Here is a 14,591-nt window from a genome sequence, read left to right as displayed (position 1 = left end):
TAGCAGGACAGCAATTTAAGGTTGCTAAAGACCAGCAGATCTTTGTACACAGATTACAAGGTGACGAGGGCGCTAGTATTGAATTTGACAATGTGTTGTTAGCAGAAAACGAAGGTAAATTCAAATTGGGAACCGATTTGAAAAGCGCTAAAGTATCAGCTAAGATCGTGTCTCATTTAAAAGGTGATAAAGTAATTATCTTCAAAAAGAAAAGAAGAAAAGGTTACAAAAAGAAAAACGGTCACCGTCAGCAATTTACCAAGATCGAGATAACCGGTATAACTTTATAATCAGATTTTTAAAACGAAGCTTTTTTAGTTTCATAAAAATATAAGAAATGGCACACAAAAAAGGGGCCGGTAGTTCAAGAAACGGCCGCGAGTCACATAGCAAACGTTTAGGTATCAAGATATTTGGTGGTCAGCCGGCAATTGCAGGTAATATCATCGTTCGTCAGCGTGGTACTAAACACAATCCGGGCCTTAATGTAGGTATCGGCAGAGATCATACCTTATTTGCTTTAGCAGCAGGCGAAGTAGTTTTCAAAAAGAAAGCAGACAACCGTTCATACGTATCTGTAATTCCTTTTGCAGTTGCACCCGTAGCAGAAGATGCTGCACCGGCACCTAAAGCAAAAGCAGCAGCTAAACCGGTTGTTGAAAAAGCACCTGTTGTTGTTGCGGAAGTAGCAGCAACGCCTGTAGCTGAAGAAGTTGCAGCTCCAAAGAAAAAAGCAGCTCCTAAAAAGAAAGCTGCAGATACTGATGAAGCACCTGCAGCTGAGTAATTAGCAAAGCTTATAATATTAAAAAAACCTGTATCATTGTGATACGGGTTTTTTTGTGTACAATTAATGTGTACAATTAAATAGTATGAAAGGATTTGTGAAGTTTTAAAACTTCACAAATCCTTTCATACTATCCTTTCATACTATCCTTTCATACTATCCTTTCATACTATCCTTTCATACTATCCTTTCATACTATCCTTTCTACTATCCTTTCATACTATCCTTTCATACTATCCTTTCATAGCCTCGCGTATCGCGCGTCCGGCGGCATCTATTTGCTCCAGTTTCATTTCAGAATATTTACGCGATAGGATTACGCCGTTGGCACCTGCTTTATAAGCAGCAAGCGTAGCATTGTAAACGTCATCGGGCGTTTGCTGGTGACTTTTTTTACCTACCGGGATGCCAATATCAATACCGGGCAGGATAGGGCATTTACCTTTTACACCGGCAATGGCTCGTTGGGTTTCGCGGAAAACATAATCAGCAGATAATCCTTCCATAGCTAACTTGTCTAAGGCAGCCTCTTTTTCACTATAACCAAGCAGGTGATTATTGAAACGCATCAATTCTTCGGGCGGCACATCTTTGAATATGGTCGACGCGATATTATGGATGAACCTGGCATAACGCTCGCCGCCTACGTTATTATACATAACTACTTTTAAAAAGTCTACGCGCTGAGCCAAATTTTCATAATCCCTGGTAGCTCTAAAAAACGGATTAAATGAATTTACATGCTCAATATGTAAACCAACCAATTGCTTTTTGCCTATGGCTTTTACCGCTTTGTAAACATCATCAACAATTTGGTGTTTGCCAATATCAAACAGTTTATCCCAGGCCACTATCTCCGGATACTCCAGCATAATACGCTGAAATTCTACATAATAACCATCACTTGGTCTTTGATCTTTTAATGCTGCTTTAGCAAATTCATCCAGCTTGTGATAGCCTTCTTTTGCCCGCTCAAAATTGATGTTATATTTCTTTGCTTCCTGCTGGTGATAATTGCAAAAACAAGTAGACTTTGAGGGATCAATATTAGTAACAATATGACTCGCTCCAAGCGCGTTTAACAGCGGTCCGTTACGCTCATTAAACACTACAATACCATCAACATCATACGATGTGCAGGTATCGGTTGCCAGGGCCGTCCAAAACTCACGTACATTAGGATTGAAGAGGCACAGCGTTACAGCTTTACGGCCCAACAGGTCTATCTCGCGGCATTCATCTATTCCGGGCACATCATTGCGCCATTGATCTTCAATAGTGGCAAATACTTTCATGCCCCGTTTTTTTGATGCTTTTAATACTTCCGCTACAATGTCACGGTCGCCATATTCCGGTGATTGGGTATCTTTTAGTACTGTATTTTTATAGTATTTTGCATGAGGTATGGCGTAGTTACCGCCATGAAAGTTTTTATCAGGCTCCTGCGGACCGTGATCCGGGAACGGATTGCCGGTAATCATGCGGCTGGCAAGGCCGGTGCCATAAGTAAACGTGTTTAAAAATATGGTATTGATAGATCCGCGGTTTTGCAAAATATCCAATACGTTATCAACACCTTCTTCTACAAATGAGTTGGCACCTACCTGCAAGGCGTTGATCATGTCTTTGCCCGGTTTTGTGGCAGCAAAAAGTGTTGATACATTAATAAGCGGACCGGCAGCAGCCAATGCGGCCAGCGTCGCACTGTTTTTAATAAATACACGACGCGAATTTTTGCCATCAGCCGAAGCAGCCGTTGATCGCTTTTTTGGTTTCATATTTGGTTTATATTGGAAATATAAATATGCTAAATCTAATTAGTATACCATACTACGAAGCCGTAAAAAAGCTGATACGATTATTCAGACGTTATCTGAATTTAAGTAATTTAAAATCTAAGACTTTATCAGCTTAAAATCAATCGGGATAGAACATAATACACGTACCGGTTTTCCAGACCGCATACCTGGCTTCCATTTATTTAACCTTTTTATAACCCTTAATATTTCATGGTTTTGTTTTTCAGAAAAGCCGTGTAATACCTTTAGGTTAGATATGCTGCCGTCCTTTTCTATAACCATTATTACAATTACGCGGCCCTGGTGTTCCCTAAACCTGTCTGTAAATGTGTAGGCGATACGATGCAAACGGGCATAGAACCTATCCATACCATCTTTAAATTCGGGTGCTACATCAATATTGGTGGTGAAAATTGAGTCTTGATCTGGCGAGGTTATGGCTTGGACCTGCGCTTGGGTTTTAAGTGCGAAAGCAATAACGATAAGAATAAATAAGATCTTCTTCATGTAATCACTACTTACATAAAGTTAACGATTTCTTATAAATATTATACTTATTAATTCATTGAGAAATTTATAGGGACGCTATACATAACTCTTACAGGTCTTCCACCCTGTATACCAGGTTCCCACTTGGGCATTAAGCCAATCACGCGGATAGCTTCAGTGTCAGCTGTCTTTGATAGACTTTTAACCACTTTTATATCTGATATACTTCCATCTTTCTCAACTACAAAAGATGTAATAACTTTGCCTTTATTATCTCTGCCTTGTAGGTTTTTATTAATGAATTTATATAACGCTTCAAGTCCGCCCGGGTATTGAGGTGTTTTTTCAACTTGTTGGTATTTTAGCGTATCCAGTATAGTTGTGGTATCTCTTTTAAGAGGAGGGGTAAAGGTTATCGGTACAGCATTGCTTACGCGAACGGGACTGTTTTTTTCTATACCTGGATACCATTTAGGAGATATGTTGATTACTCTTATAGCCTCAGCATCCAAATCGTCGGCAACATGACGTAATATTTTTACATTGCTAATGCTTCCGTCTCTTTCGACGATAAACGATACAATAACTTTTCCGCCTATATGCTTATTCCACGAATCTGTCGGGTATTGAAGATTTTTGGATAAGAAATTAATAAATACACTTTGTCCGCCGGGAAATTCAGGCTGTTTTTCAACAAATGTATAAACTAAACCACTGTTTTTTGTGGTGTCCTGCGCTTGTACAACAAAAATGAATACCGAAATAAATAGTACCGTTAAATAAATATTTTTCATGGCTAATTTTCTCTCACCATTAACCCATCTGCAAAATCACGCAGGTATTGTTTATTTTCTTCGGGCAGATTGATTTTTTCAAGAGCTCCAAAGGCTTTATCGGCATAAGCATGCATGGCTGTCTCTGCATATTGTCTTACCTGTACAGCGCTGTATATTGCTGTAATGGCTTCTACTTTTTCCTGCTGATCAAACTGTTTTAAATTTATCCAGTAGTTTAGTTCGGCAGTTTGCTTATCGTTAGCTAATTCAAGCGTTTTTATAAGCAGGTAAGTTTTTTTGTTGGATATAATATCGCCGCCAACCTGTTTGCCAAATTTTTCGGGCGAGCCGTAAACATCCAGGATATCATCCTGCAATTGAAAGGCTAAGCCTAAGTTCTCGCCAAAATCAGCTATTAATTCAGCATCTTTCATATCGGCTCCGCCTAATATCGATCCTATTTTTAAAGCGCCACCTAATACCACAGCGGTTTTAAGGCGTATCATGTAAATATATTCGTCTATTTTTACATCATTACGCATTTCAAAATCCATATCCAGCTGCTGCCCCTCACAAACACCCACAGCTGTTTTATTAAAAATATCAAGTATAACGCGCAGTAAACGATCCTCAACCTGCATCATCAGCTTATAACCTTCAATCAACATTACATCGCCTGATAGTATGGCCGCGTTTTGGTTCCAGCGTTCATGTACAGTTGCTTTGCCACGACGTAATGGCGCATTGTCCATTATATCATCATGCATCAAAGTAAAGTTGTGAAATACCTCTATAGCAAGGGCAGGGGGAAGGGCCTTTTCAACATCGCCGCCGAACAGATCGCAAGCCATTAAAAGCAGCGCTGGGCGCATGCGTTTGCCACCCATTTTTAAGATATAGCTTATAGGCTCATACAATTCGGCAGGATAGACAGGATAGGTAAGTTTGGTAACCGCATTATCAATTAGCAGCTGTAAATCTTTTAGTTCTTTCATTTTTTGTGGAATGGTGAATTGTTGATTGAGTTAAGTGGTTGCTTGATTTATTATTAACCAAGCTTATTTAACTTAATCAACCTAATCCAACTTAATTAACTGCAAACTAATCCTGTACTAACGAAAAATCAATTTGCTTTTTAGTGAGATCGACGTTTTTAACCCGTATTTTCACCTCATCACCCAGCTGATAAACTTTCTTTTTACGCTGACCGATGATGGCATAATTTTTCTCGTCTAAAGTATAAAAATCATCAGAAATATCACGCAAACGAATCATACCCTCGCATTTATTTTCAATTATTTCTACATACATGCCCCATTCGGTAACGCCTGATATTACACCGCTGTAAATATTACCTACCTGGTCTTTTAAAAACTCTGCCTGTTTGTATTTAACTGATGAGCGTTCGGCATCGGCGGCTTTTTTCTCCATTTGCGATGCATACTGACACATTTTTTCATAATGATCTGCGTTAACCGACTGTCCACCATCTAAATAATGCTGCAATAACCTATGCACCATTACATCTGGGTAACGGCGAATGGGAGAGGTGAAGTGTGTATAATGATCAAATGCCAAACCATAATGGCTACTGGTTTTGGTGGTATAAATAGCTTTCGCCATTGATCGTATGGCCAGTTGGGTTAATACATTTTGTTCTTTTTTACCTTCTACGTCCTCCATCAAAAAATTAAGAGATTTAGCCGTTTCTTTATCAGATTTGGTATTGATCTTATATCCAAACCTGGCAGCAAACTGCGCAAAATTGGCTAATGATTCGGGTTTAGGCGAATCATGAGCACGATATACAAAGGTGTATTTATTTTTGCCTTTGCTTTTATTGCTTACAAATTCGGCAACTTTACGATTAGCCAATAGCATAAAATCTTCTATTAGCTTATGTGCATCCTTACGTTCTTTTACATATACGCCGGTTGGTTTTCCTTTTTCATCCAGCATGAACTTCACTTCGGTAGTTTCAAAACTAATGGCGCCATTTTTAAATTTACGATCGCGCAGTATATAAGCCAACTCATTTAATTTTAATATTTCGCTGGTATAATCTCCTTGTTTGGTTTCTATAACTTCCTGCACTTCTTCATAGGTGAAGCGCCTGTTGGAATGGATAACCGTTTTACCAAACCATTGGTTAACAATATGGGCCTGCTCATCCAGCTCAAATACGGCTGCAAAGCAAAGCTTATCTTCATTAGGGCGCAGCGAACATAACCCGTTTGATAAGCGCTCAGGGAGCATAGGAATAACTCTGTCTACCAAATAAACCGAGGTTCCACGGTCAAAGGCTTCTTTATCTAAGGCCGAATCCGGTATAATATAGTGTGATACGTCTGCTATATGTACGCCAACTTCATAATTGCCATTTTCTAAAATTTTAAATGATAGTGCATCATCAAAATCCTTTGCATCAAAAGGATCAATAGTAAATGTGATAACCTCCCTAAAATCGCGTCTTTTTGCTGTTTCCTGTAATGTTATATCTGCTGATATCGCTTCGGCATCATGCTCAACCTCGGCAGGAAATGATAAAGGAAAACCATATTCCGCCAGGATGGCGTTCATTTCGGTATCATTCTCGCCCTGTGTGCCTAAAATGTGTTTAATACGGCCAACCGGGTTTTTAGCCTGCGCGGGCCAATCAGTAATTTCTGCAACCGCTTTAATGCCATTCTTTGCCCCGTTAAGCTCGCTCATCGGTATAAATATATCATGCATCATTTTGCGGTCATCAGGAATGAAAAAGGCAAAACGTTCTGATAGTTTAACTATACCTGTAAACTCCATTTTAGCGCGCTGCAATATTTCTATTACCTCGCCTTCCTGGCGTTTGCCTTTACTTATAGCATAAACATAAACCTTAACACGGTCGCCGTTTAGGGCGTTACGCAGTTTACGCGGAGCTACAAAAATGTCGGTCTCGTCCGGGTCATCAGTAACGATGAATGCCGAGCCATCATTAGTGAGGTCAACCTTACCTTCGATAAATGTTTTTAATTCTAATAACTGGAATTTGCCGGGAGAAACCTCTTTTAAAACCTGTTTAAAGCTTTCTTCCTTTAAAATATCATATATGGTATTTTTTGCATCAGGATCGCGCACATTTAGCTTGGCCGAAACCTGTTTGTAGTTTAGTGGAGTATTGGCATTCTGTTCGAATATATCAAGAACCATTTGCGTTAGCACCTGGTCTATTGTAGAGCTTTTTTTCTTTTTGTTAGACATAGATAGTATTAAGTATTATGTAAAGATACGGAAAAGATGAATGCGGAAGTCGGAATGCCAATTGCGGAAGTTTATCATCGGCATTCATACTTCTGCATTAAATCTCAGCAATTGAATTAATCAACCGTTTGGTATATTCTTCTTTTGGATGAAGATAAATCTCATCCGGATCACCAATTTCAACGATTTGGCCTTTATTCATGACCATCATACGATCTGAGATATGTTTAATCACAGATAGATCATGTGAGATGAAAATATAGGTCAAATTAAATTCTTGCTGGAGTTCACGTATAAGGTTTAATACCTGTGCCTGTACAGAAACATCCAAAGCCGATACAGACTCGTCGCAGATAATGAATTTAGGTTGCAGGGCCAGCGCCCTGGCTATTACTATCCGTTGCCGTTGCCCGCCCGAAAACTCATGCGGATAACGGTTAAAATGTTCGGGCAGCAGGTTTACACGCTCTAGTAGCTCCAGTACTTTTTTCTTTCGTTGGGTATTGTTATCGTAAAAATCATGTACTTGCAAAGGCTCCATAATTGATTCGCCAACGGTTAAGCGGGGGTTGAGCGAGGAGTAGGGGTCCTGGAAAATGATCTGGATATCGCGCCGCATACGGCGCATATCATTTTTGTTCAGGCCGCGCAGATCAGTGTTTTCAAAATTTATGTTACCAGATGTTGGTTCTATCAATCGTAAAATACTTCGGCCCAGGGTAGTTTTTCCGCAGCCCGATTCGCCAACTAAACCCAATGTCTCGCCGGGGTAAACATCAAAGCTTACTTTGTTTACTGCCTTGACCATGTTTTTTGACTGACCAAAAATGCCCGAACTAACCGGAAACCAAGTACTCAAATCATTGATCTTTAATAACGGTTGCTGGCTGTATAGTTTCTTTTTACGTTCTGTTATTTCTTTTTTGGGATAGGTGTATTCTTGGCGTATTTGTTCAATAGTTGTGTTGCTACTCATAAAATCGGCAATTACAGGCAGCTTTTTAAGGTGATATTTAACTGATGGACGGCAAGCTAATAAGCCTTTGGTATAAGGATGCTGCGGGTCTTTAAATAAGGTTTTTACCTGCGCATCCTCAACAACTTTGCCTTTATACATCACCAGCACACGGTCGGCTATTTCACTAACTACGCCCAAGTCATGCGATATGAATATCAGGCTCATGCTACGTTCGGCTTTTAGCTTTTTTAACAGATCGATGATGGTTTTTTGTATGGTTACATCAAGGGCGGTGGTGGGTTCATCTGCAATTAGTATTTCGGGGTTACAGGATAGTGCCATAGCTATCAGTACCCGCTGTTTTTGTCCGCCGGATAGTTGGTGCGGGTAACTATCAAATATCGCTTCAGGGCGGGGGAGTTGCACCTCTTCAAACAGCTTTATGGTTTGATTCCTTGCTTCGGCTTTGGTTGAGCCTAAATGCAGCTGTATGGCTTCGGTAACCTGGAAACCACAAGTTAACACCGGGTTAAGCGATGTCATCGGTTCCTGGAATATCATGGCCATTTTATTACCGCGAATGGCGCGCATTTCGTCTTCAGATAACTCAAACAGGTTAATATCGCCTAAAGTTACCTGCCCGTTAACTACTGAATTACTCTTATCCAGTAAACGCATCAGCGCAAGTGAGGTAACCGATTTACCCGAACCCGATTCGCCAACAACGCCAATGGTTTCGCCTTTGGCAAGATTGAAACTGATGCTTTTAACCGCATCAAATAAACCGTTTGGGGTTTTAAACTGAATAGTGAGCTTATTTACGCTGAGCATATTAACCTACCATAGTAATGTTGTCATCTACTATTAATTCTTCGCCACGGTAGCGCCTTAACAGTTGGGCAGTAGCTACTACATCTTTCTGGCAATAGGTACAGATGCGTTCCAGTTGGTTCTCTTTCCAGTAAACCGAGCCAACCATGCTGCCGTCAATATCATCTTTTGGCGTTGGTATGTTAAATATAGCGGTAAGCAGGTTTAATGAGGTATAACTTTTATAATCGCCAAACTTCCATAGTTCCATGGTGTCGAGGTGGTTGATCTCCCAGGGTTTTTTACCGGCTATTTCTAATTGCACAGGTAGTTTAAGTCCGTTTACCAGCATACGGCGGCAGATGTACGGAAAATCAAACTCCTTACCATTGTGCGCTACCAATACCAGGCTTGCGGGCTGCCCGGACAGCATATTTGAAAACCTCTCCAGTAATTCTTTCTCATCATGCCCGGCGAATGATTTTATGCGCATGCCGGGATGGTTCTTGCCACCCGTAAATACGCCTGCCGAAATGCAGATGATCTTACCAAACTCGGCCCAGATGCCGGCGCGCTCGTAAAATGCTTCGGCGGTTTCTTCTTTGCGTTGATTTTGGGTTTTTAGGTCCCAGAGTTTTTTAAAATGGTCTGGCAGTTCATCGTGCGTGCTGTATTGGGGCACGGTTTCAATGTCTAACACCAGTAAATTACTCAGATCGTATTGTTCAAGCATCCGGATAGATAATTATAGCACAGCCAATATAATAATTGCGCGTGAACTATTAAACTAATATAAATCTACTGACAGCAGTTTGACGGTATGCGTATTTAAATCCAACTGCTTAATTCGGCGTCGGCACAAAAGTGTTTCACAAATTTGTGAAACACATGAAACACTATTTTAGGATAACCTATTGATATATAGTATTTTGACAAAATGAGTGAAACATTTTGAAACAGTACAAATACTTTAGGTAAATGTATATAAGTTGCTTATAATTAGTATTTTATGTTGTTTTTTCGATTTTTGAAAATTTGGGGTGAAACACCTAATGAAACACTTTTTTTATCATTTGGATTATTCAAAAAGTGTAAACCTATATCTGTATAAGACCAGGTGTAAACTATTTTAGGACTTTACAACCTGAAGTTCCAACAGGACTAAAATCGAACCACTTTTTTGAAGATTTGAAGCGCTTGGCAAATATTTTATTTCGTTAAAATCGATTTTAATTTCATACATTTAATGTATTTGATTGTTGCTCACAGCATTTTGTTTGTTGATTTGAAATCGGGCCACGCCAAAAGCTACGGAATCCGGAATTAGTTGAACAGGCAAGACTAATCGCTGAATCCTGTATATTACAAATAACCCTGCCAAACAAACGCTTACAATTGATGACATGTTTAATAATCGATGATAATCCGATAGCAAGGACAACGCTCAACCACCTTGCAAGCCAGGTTGCGGGCCTGAATGTTATCCGCGAATGCAGCAGTGCGATCGAGGCCTTTAACCATTTACAGGCCGACAGCGTCGATCTTTTATTTCTTGATATTGAAATGCCGGGCATGAATGGTCTTGAGCTGACCAGGAATCTCGGCAATAACGATGTGCTGATCGTTTTTACAACTTCAAAAAAGGAATATGCGGCGGAGGCGTTTGAACTAAATGTAGTTGATTACCTGGTAAAGCCGGTGAGTCCAGGAAGGTTTTTGCAGGCAGTAAACAAGGCCAGGGAAATACTGGACAGTAAAAAAGAAGAGATACGTTTTACCAATGATGAATTCATTTTTGTAAGGGATTCCACCGTAGTGCGCAAATTGAAAGTGGATGATATTCTTTATGCGGAAGCTATGGGCGATTATGTAAAATTTAACACACCGCAAAAAAGCTATACCATTCATTGCACCATGAAATTGGCGGAAGAACGACTCCCGGCATCGAAATTTATCAGGGTGCACCGGTCATATATTGTCGCCCTGGGGAAAATTGATACACTACAGGAAGGCGGACTGGTGGTTGGCGGTCAGTTTTTGCCGGTGGCTGATGCTTATCGGAAAGTATTAAATAATCGTATGAATATATTCTAGCGCCGGACAAGATTTGCCGTTTCAACGACAAGTTTTGCCCGCTTAACGAAAATTGGGTTGCTTATACAATTAAAGTCTTCAGATTTATCTCGTATCAATGGCATTTTTATCTTTCGTAATGGCAAATAGGCGCTTCAGTTATTTTATCCTGGCGGCATTCGTGCTGGGAGCCTTTCTTTTAATATTTGTCCTTTATAATTCCGCCCGCAATACGAATAAGCTGATCGCGGGGAATACCGAACTGCTAAGGGAGCTGCGGCTCAGCGATTACCTGCGTGAGATAGATCAGGATATTTATAGCGCCGAAAGCAGGATCAGGGGAGCGATTGCTACTAACGATACATCTCATTTGGCGGGCGTGGATGAAAAGATAGAGATCGTTAAAATTTATCTTGATTCTCTTGATAAAGACAACTCCGACCCAAAAGTAAAAAAGCTAATTGTCCGCCTGGAGGGACTGGCTGATGAAAAGATAAAAAATAAGGACCGGTTGATTGGTCGTTTTTTGGCGATCGGCAATATGAACGATACCAGCCTGGTCGCTAATCCGAGGAGCAGACGAATAACTGATGAAATTGCACTGGCGTTTAGTAAGATTCATGATAGCCGCCAAAAATCCATGATCCGGCTCAGCGTCGCCATCAGGGACGACATCTATAAGGCTCGGTTATACCGTGATGTATTGATCGCTTTGCTGTTAGTGGGCGGGGCTGGTATCTGCTGGTTTATCGTAAACCAGTTCCGCCAGCAGAGCCTGCTAATTATAAAATTAAATACCTCGGAAAAAAGGGCCCAGGAGGCGGCACTGGTAAAAGAAAATTTCTTAACCAACATGAGTCATGAGATCCGCACACCGCTCAGTGCGATCCTGGGATTTACCAATTTGCTCAAACACCATGAGCTGGATACCCGATCGCAGGAATTTGTCGATTCTATTCAAAGTGCCGGAGAAAATTTACTCACTATCGTCAATGACATCCTTGATTTTTCCAAAATAGAAGCCGGAATGATGCGTATCGTTCCTGCGCCGTTCAGCGTAAGGGGCCTTTTGCATTCTATCGAGACATTGTTCATGGGGAAGATAAAGGACAAAGGATTAGCCTTCCATAGCAGTATTGACCGGGAAGTTCCTGACACGCTTGTCGGCGACGCCACGCGTTTAACACAGATATTGGTCAACCTGATCGGGAATGCCTTAAAATTTAGTGAACAGGGTGATATCCGAGTGGAAATTTATAAAAAGCAGATTGAGGGCAATAGCATACAACTGGGCCTGAAAGTTGCAGATAACGGGATAGGTATTGAAAAGGGAAAGCTGAAAGTTATTTTCGAACGCTTCAACCAGGCTGAAGATTCCATCACCAGGGCCTATGGCGGCACTGGCCTGGGGCTATCAATTGTTAAAGACCTTGTACTATTGCAAGGCGGTGACATATCAGTTAAAAGCGAACCCGGAAAGGGTACGGAGTTCAGCTTATATATTCCCTACTTAGTTGCCGACGAGCAGATTACCGAAATTCCGGCTATTGACACTGGCTATTATAAAGACAAGATCAGCATGTCGGCGTGCATCCTGGTAGTTGATGATAACGCGATGAACCAGAGTTTGATCAAGCATTTGCTGGAGCAATGGCACGCTGTTTTTGATATTGCCGGAAGCGGTAAGGAGGCGCTCAGCTTAATGAAAACGAAAACGTATGACCTCGTACTTATGGATATCCAGATGCCAGACATGGATGGGTATACTACGACGCGGTATATTCGTACAGAACTTAAATCAGATGTGCCGGTTATTGCCATGACTGCGCATGCCATGGCAGGCGAACGGGAAAAGTGCATTAGCATGGGCATGAATGAATATATTCCCAAACCGGTAAATGTACACGACCTTTTCCGGATGATCACGAAATTTATTGCAGCAAAACCTGCAAAAGAGACTATCGCCATACAGGCTCAGGAAATGCCCGCATATCAATTTATTGATCTTACTTATATGAAAGAGGTAAGCAACGGTAGCAAGGCGTATGAAAGGACCATAACCTCGCAGTTTATACAATATTTACCGGGCGACCTTGCAGGGTTAAGAGATGCATTTGATAATGACGATACTCCTGCGATTAACCAAACCGCACATAATATGAAGACCAGCGTAGCCATTATGGGCCTGTTACCCCGTTTGGGTAATATACTGGATGCGCTTGAACACGCCGCTGTTGCCGATGGTGGTGTTTTGACGCTCATTAATAACCTGGAGACCATTTGCATGAATGCGCTTGCCGAAGCAGAATATTTTTACAAAACATTATAAACCAAGCGGTCTATTGTGGGCAAATCCCTCTATCTTCATATAACGCCATTTAACGATTCGTTTTACCTGTTCAACGAATGCCGGATGGTGTTCCTTTTAGTCAGCCGTAATTTTATATCAAAGAACAATTACAGCCATGACGGTATTAGCATGTCTTGGCAGGCGCTTATCTCGCTGGCTTTATACTGTTTGTTGATTTTTTATATTTTATCGATCGGTTTCCTATCGGTTTTTTCTGAAGCTTTGAACTGAGTGGGAGTTAAACCGGTCATACTTTTAAACTGCGCGGATAAATGAGCGCTGCTACTGTAGCCCATTTTCCACGTAATTTCATTGATATTAAGCTCCCCGTATTCGAGTAATTCTTTCACTTTTTCGATCTTTTGCTGAATAATGAATTTTTCAATGGTTGTATCTTCAGCATCAGAGAACATCCGGCTTAGATAGGCATATTCTTTATTCAAACCTTCCGAAAGGTATTGGGAAAAATTCAGATGGGCATCCGCCAGATCACTGTAGTGTACTTTTTCAATGATCAGGCTTTTGATACGTTCAACAATTCGGTCCTTTTCGTTATCCAGTAATTCAAATCCCAACAATTTAAGCTGAGAGGAAATCAGGCTCAACTGTTCACTGTCGGGTTCTGGCTGAACGGTGGCATTACCAAGACTAACCTCAGTAACGCTCAATCCTGTATTTTCTAACTGTTGCTTAACAACCATAATGCAACGGTCGCAAACCATATTTTTAATATGCAGTATCATGTGTTTAAGTTAAGCAATGTTTTGATTAGATTTCCTCAGCATCTGGTCAAAATGAACCATTTTTTGTAATGGCCGATTATTTGAGCTTAAAGCCAGATCAAGTTTGATTATTGATCTTATCTAATAAGGTGTTTAAGTGTTGCAATTCAATAACGTTTAATCCGGAAAAAGTTTTAAGCCAGGCTTCCATTTTGGGGGCGATACAATGCAGTAAGGAGGTCCCTTCGGTGGTAATAGTAACATAAGTATTCCGCCGGTCATTAGGGTCGGCGGTTTTCTGAATGAGTTGCTTTGCTTCCAGTCTGTCTGTTAACCTTGAAATGTCGGATATCCTGTGTGCTGTACAGCATTTAATATCCCTTAAACGGATTATTTGGCTACATCTTTCCTGTATGCCATACAACACATCATATTGTTCAGGTGAAATATTGAAATTATTTAAGAATTCTGATTGCCAAAAGGCCAGCCAGTCGTTCGTTAGTTTAATTTTAAATAAAACTTCATGGCTAAGACTGCTAAATTTAGTTTTAACTTGATCTTCCTTCATGTTTACTATGTAATTGACT

Annotated in this window: 13 protein-coding genes; 4 read left to right on the top strand and 9 right to left on the bottom strand. The window is 40.6% G+C overall.

Going from position 1 to position 14,591, the window contains the following annotated elements; translation table 11 throughout:
• Together rplU and rpmA are read left to right on the top strand one after the other, a co-directional pair.
• On the top strand, positions 1 to 290 hold a 290-nt coding region (gene rplU, locus JWP71_RS09655; protein ID WP_299499125.1), incomplete at its 5' end, for a 50S ribosomal protein L21.
• 47 nt (positions 291 to 337) lie between these two features.
• Positions 338 to 787 (top strand): 50S ribosomal protein L27, encoded by a 450-nt coding sequence (gene rpmA / locus JWP71_RS09650; RefSeq protein ID WP_299499123.1) that lies wholly within the window; start codon positions 338 to 340, stop codon positions 785 to 787.
• A 233-nt stretch (positions 788 to 1,020) separates the two neighbouring features.
• Here rpmA and JWP71_RS09645 read toward each other — a convergent pair whose 3' ends face one another.
• The 7 genes from JWP71_RS09645 to JWP71_RS09615 form a co-directional block, all read right to left on the bottom strand.
• On the bottom strand, positions 1,021 to 2,565 hold the full coding sequence (locus JWP71_RS09645) for a hypothetical protein (RefSeq protein ID WP_299499120.1): 1,545 nt from the start codon (positions 2,563 to 2,565) through the stop codon (positions 1,021 to 1,023).
• A gap of 117 nt (positions 2,566 to 2,682) precedes the next feature.
• The gene (locus tag JWP71_RS09640; RefSeq protein WP_299499118.1) at positions 2,683 to 3,093 is read right to left on the bottom strand and encodes an energy transducer TonB; all 411 of its coding nucleotides are present in this window, start codon (positions 3,091 to 3,093) and stop codon (positions 2,683 to 2,685) included.
• Positions 3,094 to 3,143: 50 nt separating this feature from the next.
• The gene (locus JWP71_RS09635) at positions 3,144 to 3,869 is read right to left on the bottom strand and encodes an energy transducer TonB (RefSeq protein WP_299499116.1); all 726 of its coding nucleotides are present in this window, start codon (positions 3,867 to 3,869) and stop codon (positions 3,144 to 3,146) included.
• Positions 3,870 to 3,871: 2 nt separating this feature from the next.
• Positions 3,872 to 4,846, bottom strand: coding sequence for a polyprenyl synthetase family protein (locus JWP71_RS09630; protein WP_299499114.1), 975 nt, complete (start codon positions 4,844 to 4,846; stop codon positions 3,872 to 3,874).
• A gap of 106 nt (positions 4,847 to 4,952) precedes the next feature.
• Positions 4,953 to 7,091 carry a ribonuclease R gene (rnr, locus tag JWP71_RS09625; protein WP_299499112.1) on the bottom strand — a complete coding sequence of 713 codons (2,139 nt, stop codon included), beginning with the start codon at positions 7,089 to 7,091 and terminating at the stop codon, positions 4,953 to 4,955.
• A gap of 97 nt (positions 7,092 to 7,188) precedes the next feature.
• On the bottom strand, positions 7,189 to 8,880 hold the full coding sequence (locus tag JWP71_RS09620) for an ABC transporter ATP-binding protein (protein WP_299499110.1): 1,692 nt from the start codon (positions 8,878 to 8,880) through the stop codon (positions 7,189 to 7,191).
• Position 8,881: 1 nt separating this feature from the next.
• Positions 8,882 to 9,592 carry a 3'-5' exonuclease gene (locus tag JWP71_RS09615; RefSeq protein WP_299499108.1) on the bottom strand — a complete coding sequence of 237 codons (711 nt, stop codon included), beginning with the start codon at positions 9,590 to 9,592 and terminating at the stop codon, positions 8,882 to 8,884.
• A 665-nt stretch (positions 9,593 to 10,257) separates the two neighbouring features.
• Between JWP71_RS09615 and JWP71_RS09610 the strand changes: the two genes are divergently transcribed.
• Both JWP71_RS09610 and JWP71_RS09605 read left to right on the top strand, forming a co-directional pair.
• A complete protein-coding gene (locus JWP71_RS09610) occupies positions 10,258 to 10,953 on the top strand; it encodes a LytTR family DNA-binding domain-containing protein (RefSeq protein ID WP_299499106.1) in 696 nt (231 codons plus the stop codon).
• Between the two features lie 118 nt (positions 10,954 to 11,071).
• On the top strand, positions 11,072 to 13,261 hold the full coding sequence (locus JWP71_RS09605) for a response regulator (protein WP_299499104.1): 2,190 nt from the start codon (positions 11,072 to 11,074) through the stop codon (positions 13,259 to 13,261).
• A 200-nt stretch (positions 13,262 to 13,461) separates the two neighbouring features.
• Here the strand turns inward: JWP71_RS09605 and JWP71_RS09600 are convergent, their stop codons facing one another.
• Together JWP71_RS09600 and JWP71_RS09595 are read right to left on the bottom strand one after the other, a co-directional pair.
• Complete coding sequence (locus JWP71_RS09600; protein WP_299499101.1) at positions 13,462 to 14,025, bottom strand: AraC family transcriptional regulator; 564 nt, start codon at positions 14,023 to 14,025, stop codon at positions 13,462 to 13,464.
• A 97-nt stretch (positions 14,026 to 14,122) separates the two neighbouring features.
• Entirely contained in the window at positions 14,123 to 14,572 is a 450-nt protein-coding gene (locus JWP71_RS09595) for a MarR family winged helix-turn-helix transcriptional regulator (RefSeq protein ID WP_299499098.1), read from the bottom strand.
• Positions 14,573 to 14,591 lie beyond the last annotated feature (19 nt).

The sequence above is a fragment of the Mucilaginibacter sp. genome (assembly GCF_028287845.1).
In the GTDB taxonomy this organism is placed as follows: domain Bacteria; phylum Bacteroidota; class Bacteroidia; order Sphingobacteriales; family Sphingobacteriaceae; genus Mucilaginibacter.
Note: the sequence above shows the minus strand (reverse complement) of the source record. Positions and strands in the feature narration are given on the sequence as shown.

Excerpts from the sequence above, each read along its gene's own strand:
- rpmA (WP_299499123.1), top strand. The coding sequence starts at position 338 with ATGGCACACAAAAAAGGGGCCGGTAGTTCAAGAAACGGCCGCGAGTCA.
- JWP71_RS09645 (WP_299499120.1), bottom strand. The coding sequence starts at position 2,565 with ATGAAACCAAAAAAGCGATCAACGGCTGCTTCGGCTGATGGCAAAAAT.
- JWP71_RS09640 (WP_299499118.1), bottom strand. The coding sequence starts at position 3,093 with ATGAAGAAGATCTTATTTATTCTTATCGTTATTGCTTTCGCACTTAAA.
- JWP71_RS09635 (WP_299499116.1), bottom strand. The coding sequence starts at position 3,869 with ATGAAAAATATTTATTTAACGGTACTATTTATTTCGGTATTCATTTTT.
- JWP71_RS09630 (WP_299499114.1), bottom strand. The coding sequence starts at position 4,846 with ATGAAAGAACTAAAAGATTTACAGCTGCTAATTGATAATGCGGTTACC.
- rnr (WP_299499112.1), bottom strand. The coding sequence starts at position 7,091 with ATGTCTAACAAAAAGAAAAAAAGCTCTACAATAGACCAGGTGCTAACG.
- JWP71_RS09620 (WP_299499110.1), bottom strand. The coding sequence starts at position 8,880 with ATGCTCAGCGTAAATAAGCTCACTATTCAGTTTAAAACCCCAAACGGT.
- JWP71_RS09615 (WP_299499108.1), bottom strand. The coding sequence starts at position 9,592 with ATGCTTGAACAATACGATCTGAGTAATTTACTGGTGTTAGACATTGAA.
- JWP71_RS09610 (WP_299499106.1), top strand. The coding sequence starts at position 10,258 with ATGACATGTTTAATAATCGATGATAATCCGATAGCAAGGACAACGCTC.
- JWP71_RS09605 (WP_299499104.1), top strand. The coding sequence starts at position 11,072 with ATGGCAAATAGGCGCTTCAGTTATTTTATCCTGGCGGCATTCGTGCTG.
- JWP71_RS09600 (WP_299499101.1), bottom strand. The coding sequence starts at position 14,025 with ATGATACTGCATATTAAAAATATGGTTTGCGACCGTTGCATTATGGTT.
- JWP71_RS09595 (WP_299499098.1), bottom strand. The coding sequence starts at position 14,572 with ATGAAGGAAGATCAAGTTAAAACTAAATTTAGCAGTCTTAGCCATGAA.